The organism is Vibrio sp. 1CM8B (genome assembly GCF_023161685.1).
Lineage (GTDB): Bacteria > Pseudomonadota > Gammaproteobacteria > Enterobacterales > Vibrionaceae > Vibrio > Vibrio coralliirubri.
This window is the reverse complement of the sequence record NZ_JALNTU010000005.1, coordinates 194,436-210,386: the sequence shown is the minus strand read 5'-3', so window position 1 is coordinate 210,386 and position 15,951 is coordinate 194,436. Positions and strand designations below refer to the sequence as shown.

The window sequence follows — 15,951 nt, the reverse complement described above, 5'->3', positions numbered from 1 at the left end:
TCTGAGTATTCAAAGAGCTCTAGTTAATCCCTTTCGCGTTCATCACAGCGATCTTGGTGATCTCTGCACGTGGATTAACGTTTAAGTGATCTTTCATCCAGTCATCATCGGACGCGAATGGACCAAACTCATACGCCAGTTCAAAGTCAAAATGCTCTCGGAAGAAAGCGATAGCTTCATCTAAATTCGGTACCGTGAAACCGATATGGTCTGGTTTTTTTAGCCCTGGAATAGCCATTAGAAATCTCCTCGTTCATGACGAATTTTGTTGAGTGCGCCCATCGTCGTTGCCCCTTTGTTAAAGCCAGTGTATGCCGATGCAAATACGATTAGCTCTTCAAGCTCTGTATAGGTCGCCCCTTGTTTAAGTGCCATATCAACGTGAGCGCCAAATGGATTACCTTCGCCCGTTACGTTGAGTGCCATTTGGTCAATCGCAAGGCTAATGAGCGCTTTGGTTTTCTGGTCAATTAACGGCATGCCCCATGCTTCTCCCGCAACTCGTACGGTCATATCGCCCCATACTGGGTTGATTGAATTGAGGCCCTCAATCAGTGCTTGACCATCCAGCACTGCATTCTGATATTTCTTAGTCATATTCAACTTTCTCACTTATCAATTTGGTTCGCCGCAGCGGATGAAGGGGATTATAGAGAGCGATGAAATTTGAAAAACCAGCGGAATGGAATAGGACTTATGCGGAATCTGCACAGACGGGTTGAGAACAGGAAAAGAGGGTAAGGCGAGAAAGTGGAGAAAAACGGAAATGAAAGGCACCTACACAATGGCTAACATTTTTTTCACGCGCTACTCCACATTATCAAGGTGGTGAAAATAGCCATAAAAGCTAAGGAGAAAACAATGAAACAGTTAATTTTATGCGGTGTTTTGGCCGCTGTTAGTACATTTAGTGTTTCAACCTATGCGGCTCAAGGCACAGAGATAATCAGTAAAGAACAAGCGATTAATGCGGCGCTGTTATCTTTGGATGTCGAGGTACTTGGGATTCGTCATGACGAGCCTGACACTCAGTGGGATGTGTTTGTTACACGTGATGGTAAAGCTTATGAGATCGAAGTTGATGCGGTAACTGCACAAATTGTGGCGGTTGAAGAAGAAAGCCTTGCTGAAGTGCAAGCTGAACTGTCCGGAGAATTATCCCATGAAGGCGTTACTGGTGACGTGGATAAGTGATTCTAGAAGACCATTTACATTCATAAGATAAAACTAAGGCCTCGCATTTGCGAGGCCTTGATGTGTGCGGTACGAGTGAAAAGAACCTGAGTTTAATTGCTACTCGGTTGTGCGCTACATAGTGAAAACAGGGGACATGCCGCTGTCTTGACCGTTCATCAATAACAAGCCAATCAACACAAGCAAAATGCCGCCAAAGAGTTGCAAGTAGTGACCTGCGGCTTTTAATGAGGCGTTACTGTTTTTGTTGCCTGCTGCCAAGTAGCGCTTCACTAGATGCTTGCCTGTTAGTGTCATCATTGCAATTAATGAGGTTGTTAATGCTGTGCCTACGGCCATCGCAAAGGCGCTCAATACGCCCATCCAATATAGGCCAACCATGTTCGCGAATAGCAGTACCATGATGGCTCCGGTGCACGGTCTTACGCCAATCGTCACTATAATTCCTGCATATTCGCGGAGCGTTGAGGCTTTGTTGATTGCGTCAGCATCGGCTACATGCTGGTGGCCGCACCCACAGTCGGCATGAGAATGATCTGCATGAGTGTGACCAGCGGCTTGCATTGCGCTAGTAGCGCCTATTATCGGGGAAGGGGTTGATATTGATGAACGAAGTGCCATTGGCGAACGCGCTGAAATTGGCGCAGCTGTGTCTGTTGCGAGTGTGGTGATGGCTTTCACTTTTAGCTTAGGCTTACGCATAGTGGTGTAGATGTTTTTCAAAGCCTTCCAACATATAAGCGCGCCGACGACTGCTACTAAGGCAAAGCTTAATGAAACAAACATATTCGCTTTGTCATTCACGACTCGCATGGAAGCACTAAAGCCCCACAGCAACACGCTTACTAGTAAGATCGCGACCAGTGCTTGTAAAAAAGCGGAGACGACCGTAAGCACTAAACTTGCTTTTGCTTTGGTTGGGTGAGTCGCTAAGTAAGTAGACACGATAACTTTGCCGTGCCCAGGCCCCAGAGAATGAAGCATGCCATAGATAAAGCTGAACCCGATAAGGTAACTGCCTGCACCCCAAGGGTTGGACTTAGCTTCATAGAGTAGGTCTGCAAGCTCTGAATTGACTTCTCTTTGCCATTGGATGCTAGAGATAACTAACGATGGCCACATGGACCACAGTTGATACGCACCAATAGCAATAAGCACGAAAGCACCAGCACCAATGAGGTAGTGATTGAGTTTGGATTGATTTTTCTTCATTTAACAAGAACCTATATCTGAGATCTTTCTGTTAATTAGTTGCCATGCTTAATCAGCTAGACGCTGACTTAAAGGCTGAAACGAATCACTGCGACTAAGAAGTGGGAACCGCAGCACAATGAAGCTCAACCGATTGTGTAAACAGTTGGCCTAGCGTGTTATCTGGATCTGCATCGACAGGTAGAGACATCGCATAACTCATTTGCTCTGGAGTCGGGTTAGGCTCGATTAATTCTAACTGGCATTGTCTCGCTAGTTCAGGTGACAAGGTCACGTCGCTGTTGGATAGCCACGACATGTCGACAAAGTAACTAGGGTCAAAAATCAATACGCGAAGGGAGTCTCGTGTCACTGGTTTAGGCTTAGAAAGTGGTAGGTCAAATGTTAGAACCATCTTAGCTTTATCACGCTCAAACTTTGCGTTCTCAACCACCTGATATTTGATGGGCTCTTCACCATCATAAAAGTACGTGAAGTAGTGCTCGTACATCATGTTTTCAATTACAGACGCAGCGAGCTTTTTGAATGTTTCAGCTTCTGTATCGGCGGAGACATCTTCTCCATCCAACATGTACATGGATGTCATTGCATCAAAAGACCATTCCATAGAGAGACCGGTGATCATGCCATTCTCTCCCTCAATATGAGTTTTCATCTCTATCCAAGAGTGAGGGTGGGCATATAGATTTGGCGCAAAAAACAAGAGTGCTAGGCCAACAGTCAAGCCCTTGATAGAGCGAAAGCATGTCGCGAAACGGCTTACATAGCGAGAGAAGAAGCGATTGATGACATCGATTAGATTAAATAGCTGTTTCATGAGAACGAATAGTTATTAAGTGTAGTGTTATAATATAACAATTGAGTGGGTTGTTCACATTAAATTTGTGTCATGTTTTGCCTGTTTACGTTTCTATTATCGGTTTCAATTCGGAGTTGCTTTATTTGCAACTGCTTTAATTTGCAGCAATGCCCCGCAAGTGCGAGGCATTTATTGTTGGGGTGGGCAAAGGCATAACCAAATTAGGCGAGTGAATGGACTTGCTTAGAAGAACTTCTTAATCGCTTTTTCAGCACAAGCGACATCTAAATGGCCACCCGGAGCGCCACCCACACCAATCGCGCCAATCATGGCATTATTCAGTTGTACCGGAACACCACCCGCTAGGAACAACAAGTTGTCGTTCATATTCTGCAAGGGTTGCATGATAGGTTTGTCGGCGATGAGTTTCATCAGGTTACCTGATGGCTGCTTCATGCTTGCCACTGTGAACGCTTTTTTGCGTGAGCTATCAAGAGTGTGGATGCCAGCGCCATCAGAACGTAGTTGAGCAATCACATTGCCCGACAAATCAACAACAGTCGCAGAAACCTTGTAGCCATCGGCTTCACATTGATTAACGGCTTCATGGGCAAGCTTGAAGGCCGCTTCTGATGAGATTTGAGTGAAAGAGACCGTTTGTGTTTCTGCTGCCATTGCATTGTGAGAAAGGCTAAGGAAACCAAGGGTTGCTGCTAGTACTGTTAGTTTTGTCGTTTTCATGTTTACTCCGTTAAAGCATCTGTTTTCAAAAAGAATCTGTTTTCAAAAAATATTCGTTTTCAAATTCCGAATTCTATTTTTTGTTTGTTTGGAAAGGGTGTTTTTAATCAACAGGTTCATACTAACGAATGCATGATTACGACTGGCTTTCTTGAACATTACAAAGTTGCAATGTTGGTTATATTCGAGAAAGGATATTGATAGAGTGTATTCAGACCGCGGCAAATAAATAAACGGACGTTAATGAAAATACTATTGATTGAAGATGACATTCATATAGCGAGATTTTTGGTGAATGGTTTTCAGCAAGAAGGGATAACGGTGACGCACGCAACAGATGGTGTTGATGGATTACACGAGGCCGTAACCGAAGAGTATGACGTGATCATTCTCGATATCATGTTGCCAAAGAAAGATGGGGTTGAAGTGTTGGCTGAACTCAGAGGGCAAGGTTACGCGACGCCTGTCATCATATTAAGTGCCAAACACTCAGTGGAAGAACGAGTGCAAGGGCTACAGTCAGGTGCTGATGATTATTTGGTAAAACCTTTTGCGTTTCCTGAGTTATTGGCTCGTTGCCAAACCTTGGTGCGTCGAGGCAAGCAACCGACACCTCAGCCGTTAGAACTGCATTATGGCCCACTTAGCTTAGACCTACTTAAACACACGCTACAAAGAGATCAACAAACGATCACCATTAATCAGCGCGAGTTTATGTTGATGAAATTACTGCTCGAAAACCGAGAGGCTGTGATGTCTAAAACGGCGATTCTTGAGCATGTTTGGGGGCATCAGTTTGATCCGCAAACCAACGTGGTCGATGTTTTGGTTTGTAGGCTTCGCAGCAAAGTCGATAAGGGTTTTTCTAAGCCATTAATTCACACACTTCGAGGTGTTGGCTATGTCCTCAAGTCGTAGTATTGAACAGGCGCTCGCTAAAACACAGAGACATTTGTTGGTTCGCTTTATGTCGACCTTACTGCTCTGCTTACTGCTGGTGGAACTGATTGTTGGGGCTATCTTCTTTTTCGACCTTTACCAAACGGAAAAGAAGATCCTTGCGTCTATGTCGACCGAGTATCAGCGTATTTTGACTTACGATTCGAGTGAGCGATTGATTCATGTTTTAGAGGCGAATCCTCATCGGTTACTCGAAAACAACATTGCGGCGTATAAGCTTGAGAAGGGCGCTTCATCTGATGGCGTGTTTATCGCTGGTGTTCAACATTTATCAACAGCACAGCCTTTTTCTAACTACCAAATTGATGACAATCGTTCATGGCTAGAGAGCTTCATCTTTAGTCCCTATATGTCGTTACCTATTGAAGGGGAGCAGTATGATTTCTGGTTGGTTTTGGATAACCGAGCAAGAGACTTTATCGCCTATAATCAATGGCTAATGACCTTATATGCGTTGCTTGCTCTCGTGGCTGTGACCGCATTATTCACTCGTAACATCATCCAGAGTGCGATGTCTCCGTTAGTGACCTTTGGCGACCTGCTCGATAAGCTGAAAAAAGGGCAGTTAGAATTTCCTAGCACTAAAAATGAAGCCGAATCTGATTTACCGCAAGGGCTCAACGTGATCAGCTCTAGTGTCCATACTGCGGTTGCCAAGTTACAGCACGTGACGACAACCTTGAATACGACCGTCGATGCGATCGCTCATGATATTCGAACTCCTTTGTCGCGTATTACGTTAGCCTCCCAAACGGCATTGCTCAATAACGCCGACCAACAAGCGATGAAAGACGCATTGGCGGACTGCTCTGAACACGCCATGCAGGCCAGTAATATGTTAACCGCCTTGATGAAGCTGAACGACGAGCTGACCGGAAAGCGCATACCACAGAAAGTGCCGACTCAGGTCTCTGATGTGATTGCTAATGTGGTGAGCTGGTATGAAGATGTCGCAGAAGATAAACAAGTTGAACTTGAGGTTGAGAGCGCTGATGGTCTTGTGATTCAGTCCGACCCTGACAAGTTGACTCAGGTGTTGGTTAACCTTGTTGATAACGCGATTAAGTACACCGAGCCCGAAGGAAGAGTGACGGTCAAAGTCGAGCAAAGCTCAGAAGGTAAGGTTGAGATAACCATCCAAGATACTGGTGTTGGCATTGAACAGAAATATCAGGATTTGATTTTTGAACGACTTTACCGAGTCGACAGCAGCCGCAGCAATATCGAGGGGTATGGTCTTGGGTTATCTTTAGCGCTTGCCATGGTCGAGAATCTAGAAGGAACACTAGTGGTTGAATCTGAACTGGGTGTGGGGAGTACTTTTACTCTTTCGTTGTAACAACGATTTATATCGTCACTTCTGTCTTTGAAATTTCAACTCTTACGTACAAAGAAGGCCCCGCACTAGTGGGGCATTCTTGTTTTTGGGGAAGGGAGGCTCTCCATGAACAGGTGCGGGAGGTAGAGTAACCTGCGCCAACCCTATTGGCTGCTTGTAGCTTGTAGCTTGTAGCTTGTAGCTTTTAGCTTTTGATCTTAGTTATCGATCCAGTAAATCTTATTTTTCACATGATAGTTATTGGCATATGCTAATAATGGGGCGTATGCTGAACTTCTGATCATCAATAACAGGAAGTTACTATGTTATACGCAATACCTTGTCGTGACCTTCATGTCGGCAACCATTTTGCTCGTTCCCCACAGATCGCGATTGTCGATGAACAACGACAAATAAAACAGATTGTTCCTTTGGTTGATTCCGACACCGCTTGCAATAAAAAGAAGCAATGGATCTCTGTCCTCCGTTCTTACGATGTGAAATCTGTGGTGGTTCGTCATATAGGTAAGAAGATGCTGGCGCACTTGTTCAAGAACGATATTCGAGTCTTGGCATCGACAGGTAAGGCAGAAATCGGGACTTTGGATTTCGACAATCTACGGGAAGTGACCGATCTCGATTATGGTCGCGAGCCGAGAAATAGTGGGTGTGGCAATAAAACGTGCGGCGAAAACGGGCACAAAAAACAAGCTTCGATTCTAATGGTACAGCCTAATCAGCTAGGTGCTATTCGAGGGTTCCGAAAATGACCTTTTTGTTGACGCTATTGGGGTTTGTCGGAGTCGTTACATTGATGGCGATAGGCGTGATTTTTTCTCGCAAGCCAATCAAAGGCAGCTGTGGAGGATTGGCGAAGTTAGATATTGAGCGTGCGTGCAATTGCAAGGATGTGTGTGAAGGGCAAAGTAGAAAGCTGTATCAGATTACTGAGCCATCAAGCTAAGCATCAAGAGTTCTCGCTCACTGAGTTAAATAACTTCTGGCTAACACGTTAATTAACTACTTTGAATCACCAACGCGTGACCGTTGACGATGCACTTGGCGACTTTAGCTCGTGCACGCTTGATAATGTTACCGAACGTTTGACGAGACACCTGCATTTGTTCGGCGGCTTCAAGTTGGCTCAAGCCTTCTTGATCAGCCAAGCGTAGGGCTTCGAGCTCTTCTAATAGCAATTCTTCTTTATGAAGCTCGTCCATAGGAACACCATTGGGCTTAAAACAAGAGTAAGCCGCACGGGTACACAACTGGCGATGTTTTTTTGGTCGAGCCATATCAATCTCTAGCAATCTAAGGGTAAAAGGTCAGTATGAAGGTTTTCATTCCACACAACCATCGGCGGTGCCAAGTGTGCAGCCAAGGTTTTTTCAACGACAGCGCCATTTGTTTTGAAGCTAGTGGCGAGCATGAGACTTTAACTAAGCATGAGGCAGTAGCTAAATATAAAATCAGAGCCAAGATTGTACCAACAGATAAAGCTGAGGGCTACGATGGCATCATGCAAGGTGGCATTGTCACCGCGTTACACGACAGTGCGATGCTGCATTGTTTGTTCCAAAATCACATCACTGCAATGACGGTGAGTTTGGCGTCTCGCTTTCATCATCCTATTTCCATTGGTCAAGAACTGGAAGTTCGTGCCCAATGGGTCAAAAGCAGACGTAATATCTACTTCCTTGAAAGCCAAATTATGCAGTGCGGAAAGTTATGTTCGTCGGCACAAAGCCAGTTTATGTCATCCCACTAGTTATCGATCTGATGTTCCCTATGCCGTTAGTTTGTTACGCCCATTGTTTTGCACAATAAATAGAGGTTTTCTATAGTTAAGGTAATAACGAATAAAGCTAGGGCAGTATTGAATTTATCATAATCTTTCTTCACTTCTGATCGCGCTGATGTGTGTTCATTAGTCGAGCCTTCGTACTCGATTCAATTCATTGCTGCCTTCTTCTGGAGGGCTGCTGATGCACAAATACTTCAAATCGACACTCCGATACGGTGTCACTTCAATCGTTTCTCTTTTTTTATTCTTCAGTACTTTTGCCTCTTCTTCTCCACTTAAAGTCGGTGTTTACCCGTGTCCTCCTTTTGTGATCAGTTCGATGGAAAGTCAATGGAATGGCCTGAGTGTCGAGCTTTGGGAACAGATTGCCAAAGAGATGGACGTTGAGTACACGATAGAGAATCACCGTTTGGATGAATTACTCAATGCGATTGAATCAGAGCAAATCGACATCGGTGTCTCTTGTATTTCAATCACCCCAGAGCGTGAGTTGTTTGCTGACTTTTCCCATTCCTTTTATGAAACTCACCTCGCTATCGCTGTGAAGAAGCAAGGTTACCTTCATACCTTACACGCCATTTTCTTAAACCCTGCATTGTGGCTGATCATTGGAGTTATCATCTTTATCTCTGGTGTGATTGGTGCCTTTTTTTACATATTGGAACACGGTGAAAATGAAAAGCTCTATTCAATGAAAAGCCGAACGGGCCGTTGGTTAGAAAGTTTCATATTGGGTTTGCTTTTTATCACTCGAGGCCCATTCAATTATTTCGAGTTTAAGAGCTTAACAGGACGAATAGCTACGGTGTTCATTGGTGTGCTAAGTATGCTTTTCATCGCCAGTATTACTGCGGTATTAGCCAGCAAGCTTACGCTCAGCCAAGGCTCTTCCCATATTAAAGGTGTGAATGATCTTGCGAATGTGGAGGTGGGTGCAAAGGTTGCAACGACGTCTTCTTTGATGCTCACAAGCTTCGGTATTCGACACAAGAGTTATGTCGATATGCCAAGGCTTCTGGCGGCTTTAGAGGATGGTGAAGTCGAAGCGATTGTTGCCGATGATGTGGTACTCAAATATATGATCGGTAACGGCAGAATAAGCGGGCAGTTTGAAGATCTAGAGGTGTTGCCGTATCAGCTAGAAAAACAGAATTATGGCTTTATCATCGCTGAAAATAACGCGTATGAAGAAGAGATTAACCGCGCACTGTTGAAGATTCGTGAGTCACGAAAATGGCGTAAAATCTTGGTCGATTATTTCGCGGACCAATAATCGAAATTAGAGGCTTATTCAAAAGATTTTGGACTGTCGCCGTTACAGTTGATCTGAACCTGAGGCCTTGGTCTTTTTGAAGTATTTGAATGCACTCCAAACCGCGTAAGCCGTAACACCCACAATCAATGCCGAGCGAAGGAGAATAGGCGCATCATGCTCAAGTTGACCAACATGCGGCACAATACTGGCAAACAATCGACTGGTAAAAAGCAGCCCCATTACTAACATAATTACTTTATTCATGTGACCTGCCATTCAATTGAGTACGTTACACAGAACGGGTTATGGCGTGAGTAAACGGTTAACACGCCAGACAACGATTCTGCTCGAAATAAAATCATGCGCTTCTCAAACGTAACCGTCAACGCGATATCGGCGTTAAGCCAGTAAGCTAAAATTCCGTTTTGGGAAGGGGTTTGTTTTGGTGCTGGAGTTTCGAGTTCGAGACTGTGGGAGGGCTATGATATCTTCCCGTGAAATTGATTTTCCGGATTTAATATTCTGATTTATGATCGCATGCAATCTAGGGGGGACAAATGTCCTCCTTTTTATTTGGAGAGGCGCAATAAAATAGGTGCCACTAAAACAAATAATAAAGGACACACCTATGGACCTATTCGCCCTACTTGATATCAACAATACTTTAGTCAATATCCCAATAGGGGATGGCTACGCAATGAGCTGGATTGAAGCATTCGGCACCGTGTTTGGTTTGTTGTGTATTTGGTTTGCAAGCCAAGAAAAAACCATTAACTACCTGTTCGGATTGCTGAATGTCACCTTATTCGCGGTTATCTTTTTCCAAATTCAGTTATACGGACTGTTACTTCTACAACTATTTTTCTTTTGCGCCAACATTTACGGTTGGTACGCATGGACACGTCCTAATGAGCAAGGTGAAACGCTAGAAGTTCGTTGGTTGAGCCAAAATAAACTAGTAGCAACGGCCGCAGCTTGTGCGATTTCTATTGCTTTGCTAACTATGTACATCGACCCTTTCTTCTTTGCGCTAGCAAACATCGCGGTAGATAGCCTGAATCTATTTGGTGCGGATTTAGCGGAGCCAGTGCTTGAACCGGATGCGTTCCCATTCTGGGATGCAACGATGACCATTCTATCTATTGTTGCTCAAGTTCTTATGACACGTAAGTATGTTGAAAACTGGATACTGTGGATTGTGATTAACATTATTAGTGTTGGTATTTATGCGACACAGGGCGTTTACGCAATGTCTGTTCAATACGCAATCTTAATGTTTATTGCGGCAAATGGTACTCGTGAGTGGGCGCGAACTGCAAAGCGAAATAGTGATAAATCACTCACTCAAGTAACGGCTTCTTAGGAGTTAAGATGGCAAAGCAACCTCATATTGGCGTTGATGAAACGCAAATTGTTCCGTTAGTTATTGTTTGTGGTGAGCCTGATAGAGCGAATCGAATCGCGAGCTTGCTTGAAGGTGCCGAGATGGTTTCTGAGAACCGTGAATATCGAATCTTCACCGGTCAATATCAAGGGAAAGCGATATCAGTTTGTAGCACGGGCATTGGCGCACCTTCAATGATCATTGCGGTAGAAGAGCTTAAGCTTTGTGGTGTGACTCATATCGTCAGAGTAGGGTCTGCAGGTGCGATGCAGTCACATATCGGGCTTGGTGAGTTAATTATTGCAGAGGGCGCGGTTCGCGATGAGGGGGGATCTACCGCTTACGTTAAGCCGTCGTATCCCGCCTATGCAAGCTTCTCCTTGCTCAAAGAGCTAGATAAGTTCTTGCAGCAGCAATCAACACCTTACTATTTAGGAACGGTGCGCTCACACGATAGCTTTTATACCGATGACGAACAGGCGCTTTGTCAGTACTGGAATGGCAAAGGCATTTTAGGTGCAGACATGGAAACATCCGCGCTGTTTACCGTTGGACGCTTGAGAGGGCTTAATGTAGCTTCTATCTTGAACAATGTTGTCTTATATGAACAAGATGTAAAAGAGGGCGTTGGGCAATATGTCGATGAAGCAGAGGCAATGATGCAAGGAGAGCGGCTTGCATCATTAGCGGCGTTAGAAGCCTTGATTGCTCAATAGAAGCTTGAACAAACGAACGATAAAAGCGATGGGAGACCGTCGCTTTTTTTATTGTTCTCTCCATTGGCTTAAGCCGCTACAATCGCTAATAACATCAACAGCAGTTCATGTAATGAGAGACAGTTAGTATGAAGATTGCACCATACTCAAGCGGACGCTTTAAAAACTACCTAGAACAAAAAAGCTCTGAATTCAAAGCTCTCATTTACCAACACCAAGTCAGTTCGCGCTATTTTGATAAGAATGATGAAATTCTGCGCCAAGGTGAACAGCTTCAATACCTTTATGTAGTGCCCGCTGGAAGAGTCTCTATGAGTATTTCTGCAGCTAATGGGCGACGTTTTCAATTGGGCGAGGTGAATTGCGATTACCATATCTTTGGTGAGATGGAGTTTTTCACGCAGACCCCTTGTCAGTGGAACGTAGTGGCTGATGAACACATGCAAGTTGATGTTATTTGCATTCAGAAGCTAGCAGAATCACTACATGAAAATCCGGAGATGATGTTCTTCTTTGCCTCTGCATTGGCGGAAGATTATCAAGACTCTATGGGTATTTACACTAACCGTCTTTTACACTCAATTACCTACAATATTGCGTATGATTTATTGGTTCAAAGCGAGACTAACACTGTGTTAGGCGGTTTCGATAAAGTGAATCAAGAAGCAGAACGATTTGGTACATCGAGCAGAGTGTATCGAAGAGCGGTTAAAGACCTATTAGACAAGGGCTTCATCAGAAAAGGAGATCAAGGGTTGGAAATAGTCGACCAGCAAGCACTCCGATCCTTTATTGATTCGTATGAGTAAGAACAAGGGTGGCCTAAGTTGAAAGGGGAGTTTGAGTGAGATCAGAACGTTGGTTACGGATCTGCTTCTCGATTCTAAAGCCCCGTATTTCGAGGCTTAGTGTTTGTCTCTTCTGAAATTATTAGCCAACTAGTGCTGGTTTAAAGGCAGTTGTTAGTTAAATGGAACCGTGGATGTGGTGGCGCATTTCGTTCTTTAGATCTTGTTCATACTGATCTAGCCAGGCATAACGCTCGCGATACAACTTGCGCTTTTGGCGTTTTAGAGTCTCAAGATCTTTTCTGTTGGGGTTGGTTGGTAGACGATAAAAATAGTCATTATGCACCTGTCCATCGTGCTCCTCCCACAAACTATCGTACTTAAGGCTGATGTCTTTATTTTTCTTGCCATAGCGTAATGAGTTCGACACATGACCAGACTCTTTTACCGCATAGATATTGTTGATACCGAAGTTAATGGCTAACAGCCTTAGTGTTTCTACCATGAAAGATTTAGGTCTTAAACCGTAGAAAGCTTTTGTGAATGTGCGGCTAAATCCATTGTCATTGGCCCCCCCTTGAATACCGCCGATGTAGACGCTGTTGTCGAAAACCGTGAACGAGATGGAATACATTTTTTCGAGTTTAGAATTGGTCAATGAAATTGTCAGTTCACCTTCTTTTCTCGCGTTCCTTTCGAAGCTGAGATTAACCAGATAAACGTTGTCATCTATCTCAAGTTTTAAAAGGTTGAGCCTTTCATTATAGATTTGGTGTCTAGCTTCTGTTGCAAAGGTGTTTTCAAACCAGTCGTAGTGTTTGGATAAGATATCGATTTTTTCTTTATTGCTAAAACCAGTACATAAGTAGGGAGTGACAAATTTAGAAAGGAAGTTGGGTTGCTTGATAAATAACAACTTTCTCTCTTCAGAGTTGAAATTATCACTCATTTTTCGAGTGGCTGAATAATAAAACAGGGCTCGAATAGCAAACTTAACTATTGCTTTGTATTTACCCTTATTTTTATGGGTATTTGCTTCAATCCCCATGCGAACGACATTCATAATCACCTCAAAAAAGAAGGATTGCTCGAACACAGTCGTGTCATGAACCCTTCCAATAATCTCACCAATAACAAGAAAATGATGATAGTGAAAAAGGCGATTTGGGTAAGTATGGGAATGTATAGCTATGTAACTTAATCAGTTACTTAGTGCTCAGATTTTGGGCAGATGTGTTTGTGTCTTAGTAGATAGAAGACGAAGGTAGCGATTGGTATTTACTTTAGAAATCTGTTTCTAAAACCAAAAATGCCACTACAAATCTGCAGTGGCATTAGAACGATAACAAACTATCACTTTGCTCAAACCTAAACTTTAGTTCTTACATAAACTATAGCTCTAACAGTTTGGCCAATTCACGCTCTTCGAGAAGCTCTTCAATGCGTTGACGAGTCTTAGGTGTTTCAGCTTGCGCTTTAGGCGACTTACCTGCTTTTTTGCTTCGGCTCGTTTTCGCTTTTTCCTTAGTCGTCATCGTAACCTTCCTTGTATTTTTTGTATTACAGGTTGCACGTCTCTTTCAGTGCTTTGCCTGCTTTAAATGCTGGCGTCTTTGACGCTGCAATCTGAATCTCTTCTCCGGTACGCGGGTTGCGACCAGTTCGAGCGGCACGAGAGTTAACTTTAAAGCTACCAAAACCAAGGATCGATACGTCATCACCGTTAGCAAGCGAAGTAGAAATACCTTCAACAAGCGCATTGAGCGCCGTGCCTGCTTGGTCTTTTGAGATGTCTGCAGAAGTCGCGATGTGTTCAACTAATTGAGATTTGTTCATAATCTATATTCCTTATTGAGTAGGGCTGGCGTCTACCTTTAGCACCTAGCTTATGCGATCTTATCAACGGCAACTGAAATATTGTCAGTGGTTGGGTAGAGCTTTGTAAAGTAACCAACAGAATTGACTATAAAAGCATCTGTCGGCTCAATCAATGGAATTCATTGATTATTATGGATTTAAAGCGAGTTAGTTGAGTTCACGAGAGATAAGTGACTGTGGATGTCTTGGTTGATTGAGAGTATCAATCAAAGGAACGCCGATTGGGTTCATGAATTAGACAGCAAAAATGATAAAGCCCAGCGAAAGTGCTGGGCTTTATGGCGTTTCAATAATCTAGTATTTGAAGCTGTTCTGTATTTAAAGCTAACGTAACGAGGACTACTTAGTAATAAATATTTGTTCTGTTTCTAGCGAAGTCATAGCGCGAACTTGGCGCCAAATGTAATAGAAAATACCTAACATCATCAGCATGCTAGGGATAGCTATGGCTGGGTAGCTGTATAGCGTGAGCTTACCTAACTCTTCATTAAAGGCTGCAGTGCCGGCAGGGCTTGTCACAATCCAAGTCGCTAGGAAATAGTTCATCGCAGAAGAGAAAGCGAAGGTGCTCGCAAACAGGTAGTTCGATGTCATTAGGCAACGATCAAACTTTGCTTGGTTACCGAACTGCTTGAGGCGCTCTTCAATAAGAGAGATGTTTAACAGAGCCGGTGTGAAGATAACTTTTTGGATAAACGGGTAGCGGGTGAAGGTTGAGCCAAGAACCGCCAAACCAATTAGACCAGGGATTAATGCTTCTTTTAGTGCTAACCAGCGAGTGTCTAGTTCGAAGAAACCAATACCGCCCGTTAATAGCACGCTGACGAAGCCAAGTGCCGCGATGAAGTTGAACTTCTTGTTGCGGATTAACTCCATGCCACCGTAAGCAATAGGGAAGGCAAGGGCGACGAGCAATGCTAAGCCTGTTCCAAGGTGCTCCTCTCCACTGAATTTCATTAAGATGAATGAAGGAAGAAAGACGTTAAACACGACTTCGAAAAGAGGACTCGATTTTTTGTTTTCTGTACTACTCATAATTTCTAAATACATTATGTTATGGATTTATTCTCAGGGATTGTTGTTTACCTCGCCCAAGATGTAAAGCCTTAAGGCGTCATGCTGTGTAACGACATGTGACATCAACGACATCTCTGAGCCTATCTAATGCTCAATTCTAAACTTTGCACGCCTTTGTTTCATGCCATTTTTAAGCCCCATGACCGAACGAGTTTAATAACATTTCATAGTCAGGCTTGCTTGCCAATCTCTCAATGCTTATGTGTGCCAGTACGTCTGCGAATGGAGAACGGTGTAAAAAATCGGTGATGTTTCGGCTGTTCGCTTCATCAAACAGCGCAGTATGTCGGAATTGGACGTAATCTAAAGCGACATGGAGATACAACGTGGCCAAGTTATCAGTAAGAAGGGAATCTAACCCTTGTGTGTTTATCTCTTGGTCAAGTTGCTTTAGCGCGGCAGCGATACCGTCTTGTCCTCTCTTTATTAGCACATTATCACTATCGGTATAGCGTGTTAGTGCTGCGGTTCGAAAAGCTATCTCCATTAATGTCTTTGCTGTTCCTAGATGCTTCATTTGATGGGCATCACTTAACGTCACTTGGCGTAGCGTTTGAGGTTGATACGTTTCAATTAGGTATTGGCAGATACATAAGCTTTCTGTTAGTGAAGCTCCATCTTCCAGTTCCAATACCGGAATTAAGCAAAATGGATTGACGTTTTTCAGGTTGGTCGGCGTACTCCAAGGGTCGACCCAAACAAAAGACAAAGGCGAGCAACGAGACAGAAGTGCTGTTGCTGCGACTACGCGTGAAAACGGAGAGGTTTCATTTAAGTAGAGTTGCATGTTAATCCCTTATTTTATTCGATAACTGAGTCCCAAAA

General features: G+C 43.7%; 22 protein-coding genes. 10 read left to right on the top strand and 12 right to left on the bottom strand.

Annotation, left to right across the window (positions count from 1 at the left end; genetic code table 11):
- Positions 1-19: 19 nt before the first annotated feature.
- Both MSG36_RS12400 and MSG36_RS12395 read right to left on the bottom strand, forming a co-directional pair.
- Positions 20-238, bottom strand: coding sequence for a VOC family protein (locus MSG36_RS12400; RefSeq protein WP_248368101.1), 219 nt, complete (start codon positions 236-238; stop codon positions 20-22).
- Positions 238-597: a carboxymuconolactone decarboxylase family protein gene (locus tag MSG36_RS12395; RefSeq protein ID WP_248368099.1), complete on the bottom strand. Its 360-nt coding sequence runs from the start codon at positions 595-597 to the stop codon at positions 238-240. Before MSG36_RS12395 ends, MSG36_RS12400 begins: the two co-directional genes overlap by 1 nt.
- Before the next feature lie 264 nt (positions 598-861).
- Here MSG36_RS12395 and MSG36_RS12390 point away from each other — a divergent pair, with 264 nt between their 5' ends.
- Positions 862-1,194, top strand: a complete 333-nt coding sequence (locus tag MSG36_RS12390) for a PepSY domain-containing protein (RefSeq protein WP_248368097.1) — start codon at positions 862-864, stop codon at positions 1,192-1,194.
- A gap of 114 nt (positions 1,195-1,308) precedes the next feature.
- Here MSG36_RS12390 and MSG36_RS12385 read toward each other — a convergent pair whose 3' ends face one another.
- The 3 genes from MSG36_RS12385 to MSG36_RS12375 form a co-directional block, all read right to left on the bottom strand.
- On the bottom strand, positions 1,309-2,406 hold the full coding sequence (locus MSG36_RS12385; RefSeq protein WP_248368096.1) for a nickel/cobalt transporter: 1,098 nt from the start codon (positions 2,404-2,406) through the stop codon (positions 1,309-1,311).
- A 94-nt stretch (positions 2,407-2,500) separates the two neighbouring features.
- A complete protein-coding gene (locus tag MSG36_RS12380) occupies positions 2,501-3,223 on the bottom strand; it encodes a DUF1007 family protein (RefSeq protein WP_248368095.1) in 723 nt (240 codons plus the stop codon).
- 225 nt (positions 3,224-3,448) lie between these two features.
- Positions 3,449-3,946 carry a heme-binding protein gene (locus tag MSG36_RS12375; RefSeq protein ID WP_248368094.1) on the bottom strand — a complete coding sequence of 166 codons (498 nt, stop codon included), beginning with the start codon at positions 3,944-3,946 and terminating at the stop codon, positions 3,449-3,451.
- A 243-nt stretch (positions 3,947-4,189) separates the two neighbouring features.
- On the opposite strand from MSG36_RS12375, the gene MSG36_RS12370 reads away from it, so the two are divergent.
- The 4 genes from MSG36_RS12370 to nqrM all read left to right on the top strand — a co-directional run bounded on the left by MSG36_RS12370 (position 4,190) and on the right by nqrM (position 7,188).
- A complete protein-coding gene (locus MSG36_RS12370; RefSeq protein ID WP_248368093.1) occupies positions 4,190-4,864 on the top strand; it encodes a response regulator transcription factor in 675 nt (224 codons plus the stop codon).
- Complete coding sequence (locus MSG36_RS12365) at positions 4,848-6,245, top strand: HAMP domain-containing sensor histidine kinase (protein ID WP_248368092.1); 1,398 nt, start codon at positions 4,848-4,850, stop codon at positions 6,243-6,245. Before MSG36_RS12370 ends, MSG36_RS12365 begins: the two co-directional genes overlap by 17 nt.
- Before the next feature lie 302 nt (positions 6,246-6,547).
- Positions 6,548-6,994: a NifB/NifX family molybdenum-iron cluster-binding protein gene (locus MSG36_RS12360; protein ID WP_248368091.1), complete on the top strand. Its 447-nt coding sequence runs from the start codon at positions 6,548-6,550 to the stop codon at positions 6,992-6,994.
- Positions 6,991-7,188: a (Na+)-NQR maturation NqrM gene (gene nqrM / locus MSG36_RS12355; protein WP_172379366.1), complete on the top strand. Its 198-nt coding sequence runs from the start codon at positions 6,991-6,993 to the stop codon at positions 7,186-7,188. Before MSG36_RS12360 ends, nqrM begins: the two co-directional genes overlap by 4 nt.
- Before the next feature lie 52 nt (positions 7,189-7,240).
- Here the strand turns inward: nqrM and MSG36_RS12350 are convergent, their stop codons facing one another.
- Positions 7,241-7,519, bottom strand: a complete 279-nt coding sequence (locus MSG36_RS12350) for a DUF134 domain-containing protein (protein ID WP_017057476.1) — start codon at positions 7,517-7,519, stop codon at positions 7,241-7,243.
- A 35-nt stretch (positions 7,520-7,554) separates the two neighbouring features.
- Between MSG36_RS12350 and MSG36_RS12345 the strand changes: the two genes are divergently transcribed.
- A complete protein-coding gene (locus MSG36_RS12345; RefSeq protein ID WP_248368090.1) occupies positions 7,555-7,992 on the top strand; it encodes a PaaI family thioesterase in 438 nt (145 codons plus the stop codon).
- Positions 7,993-8,209: 217 nt separating this feature from the next.
- Complete coding sequence (locus tag MSG36_RS12340) at positions 8,210-9,301, top strand: transporter substrate-binding domain-containing protein (protein WP_248368088.1); 1,092 nt, start codon at positions 8,210-8,212, stop codon at positions 9,299-9,301.
- Between the two features lie 42 nt (positions 9,302-9,343).
- On the opposite strand, the gene MSG36_RS12335 is transcribed toward MSG36_RS12340, so the two are convergent.
- Entirely contained in the window at positions 9,344-9,547 is a 204-nt protein-coding gene (locus tag MSG36_RS12335) for a hypothetical protein (RefSeq protein ID WP_248368086.1), read from the bottom strand.
- Between the two features lie 364 nt (positions 9,548-9,911).
- Between MSG36_RS12335 and pnuC the strand changes: the two genes are divergently transcribed.
- From pnuC to MSG36_RS12320, 3 genes are all read left to right on the top strand, one after another.
- Positions 9,912-10,646 (top strand): nicotinamide riboside transporter PnuC, encoded by a 735-nt coding sequence (pnuC, locus tag MSG36_RS12330; protein ID WP_086970166.1) that lies wholly within the window; start codon positions 9,912-9,914, stop codon positions 10,644-10,646.
- An 8-nt stretch (positions 10,647-10,654) separates the two neighbouring features.
- Positions 10,655-11,383 carry a nucleoside phosphorylase gene (locus tag MSG36_RS12325; RefSeq protein WP_248368084.1) on the top strand — a complete coding sequence of 243 codons (729 nt, stop codon included), beginning with the start codon at positions 10,655-10,657 and terminating at the stop codon, positions 11,381-11,383.
- Positions 11,384-11,511: 128 nt separating this feature from the next.
- Entirely contained in the window at positions 11,512-12,192 is a 681-nt protein-coding gene (locus MSG36_RS12320; RefSeq protein ID WP_050650091.1) for a Crp/Fnr family transcriptional regulator, read from the top strand.
- 157 nt (positions 12,193-12,349) lie between these two features.
- Here the strand turns inward: MSG36_RS12320 and MSG36_RS12315 are convergent, their stop codons facing one another.
- The 5 genes from MSG36_RS12315 to MSG36_RS12295 all read right to left on the bottom strand — a co-directional run bounded on the left by MSG36_RS12315 (position 12,350) and on the right by MSG36_RS12295 (position 15,913).
- Positions 12,350-13,234, bottom strand: coding sequence for a VirK/YbjX family protein (locus MSG36_RS12315; RefSeq protein ID WP_248368342.1), 885 nt, complete (start codon positions 13,232-13,234; stop codon positions 12,350-12,352).
- 328 nt (positions 13,235-13,562) lie between these two features.
- Positions 13,563-13,706, bottom strand: coding sequence for a hypothetical protein (locus tag MSG36_RS12310; RefSeq protein WP_172379373.1), 144 nt, complete (start codon positions 13,704-13,706; stop codon positions 13,563-13,565).
- Between the two features lie 25 nt (positions 13,707-13,731).
- A complete protein-coding gene (locus tag MSG36_RS12305; protein WP_017059113.1) occupies positions 13,732-14,007 on the bottom strand; it encodes an HU family DNA-binding protein in 276 nt (91 codons plus the stop codon).
- A gap of 381 nt (positions 14,008-14,388) precedes the next feature.
- Positions 14,389-15,084 carry a VC0807 family protein gene (locus MSG36_RS12300; protein WP_019826031.1) on the bottom strand — a complete coding sequence of 232 codons (696 nt, stop codon included), beginning with the start codon at positions 15,082-15,084 and terminating at the stop codon, positions 14,389-14,391.
- Positions 15,085-15,256: 172 nt separating this feature from the next.
- Entirely contained in the window at positions 15,257-15,913 is a 657-nt protein-coding gene (locus tag MSG36_RS12295) for a glutathione S-transferase N-terminal domain-containing protein (RefSeq protein ID WP_248368082.1), read from the bottom strand.
- Between the last annotated feature and the right edge of the window lie 38 nt (positions 15,914-15,951).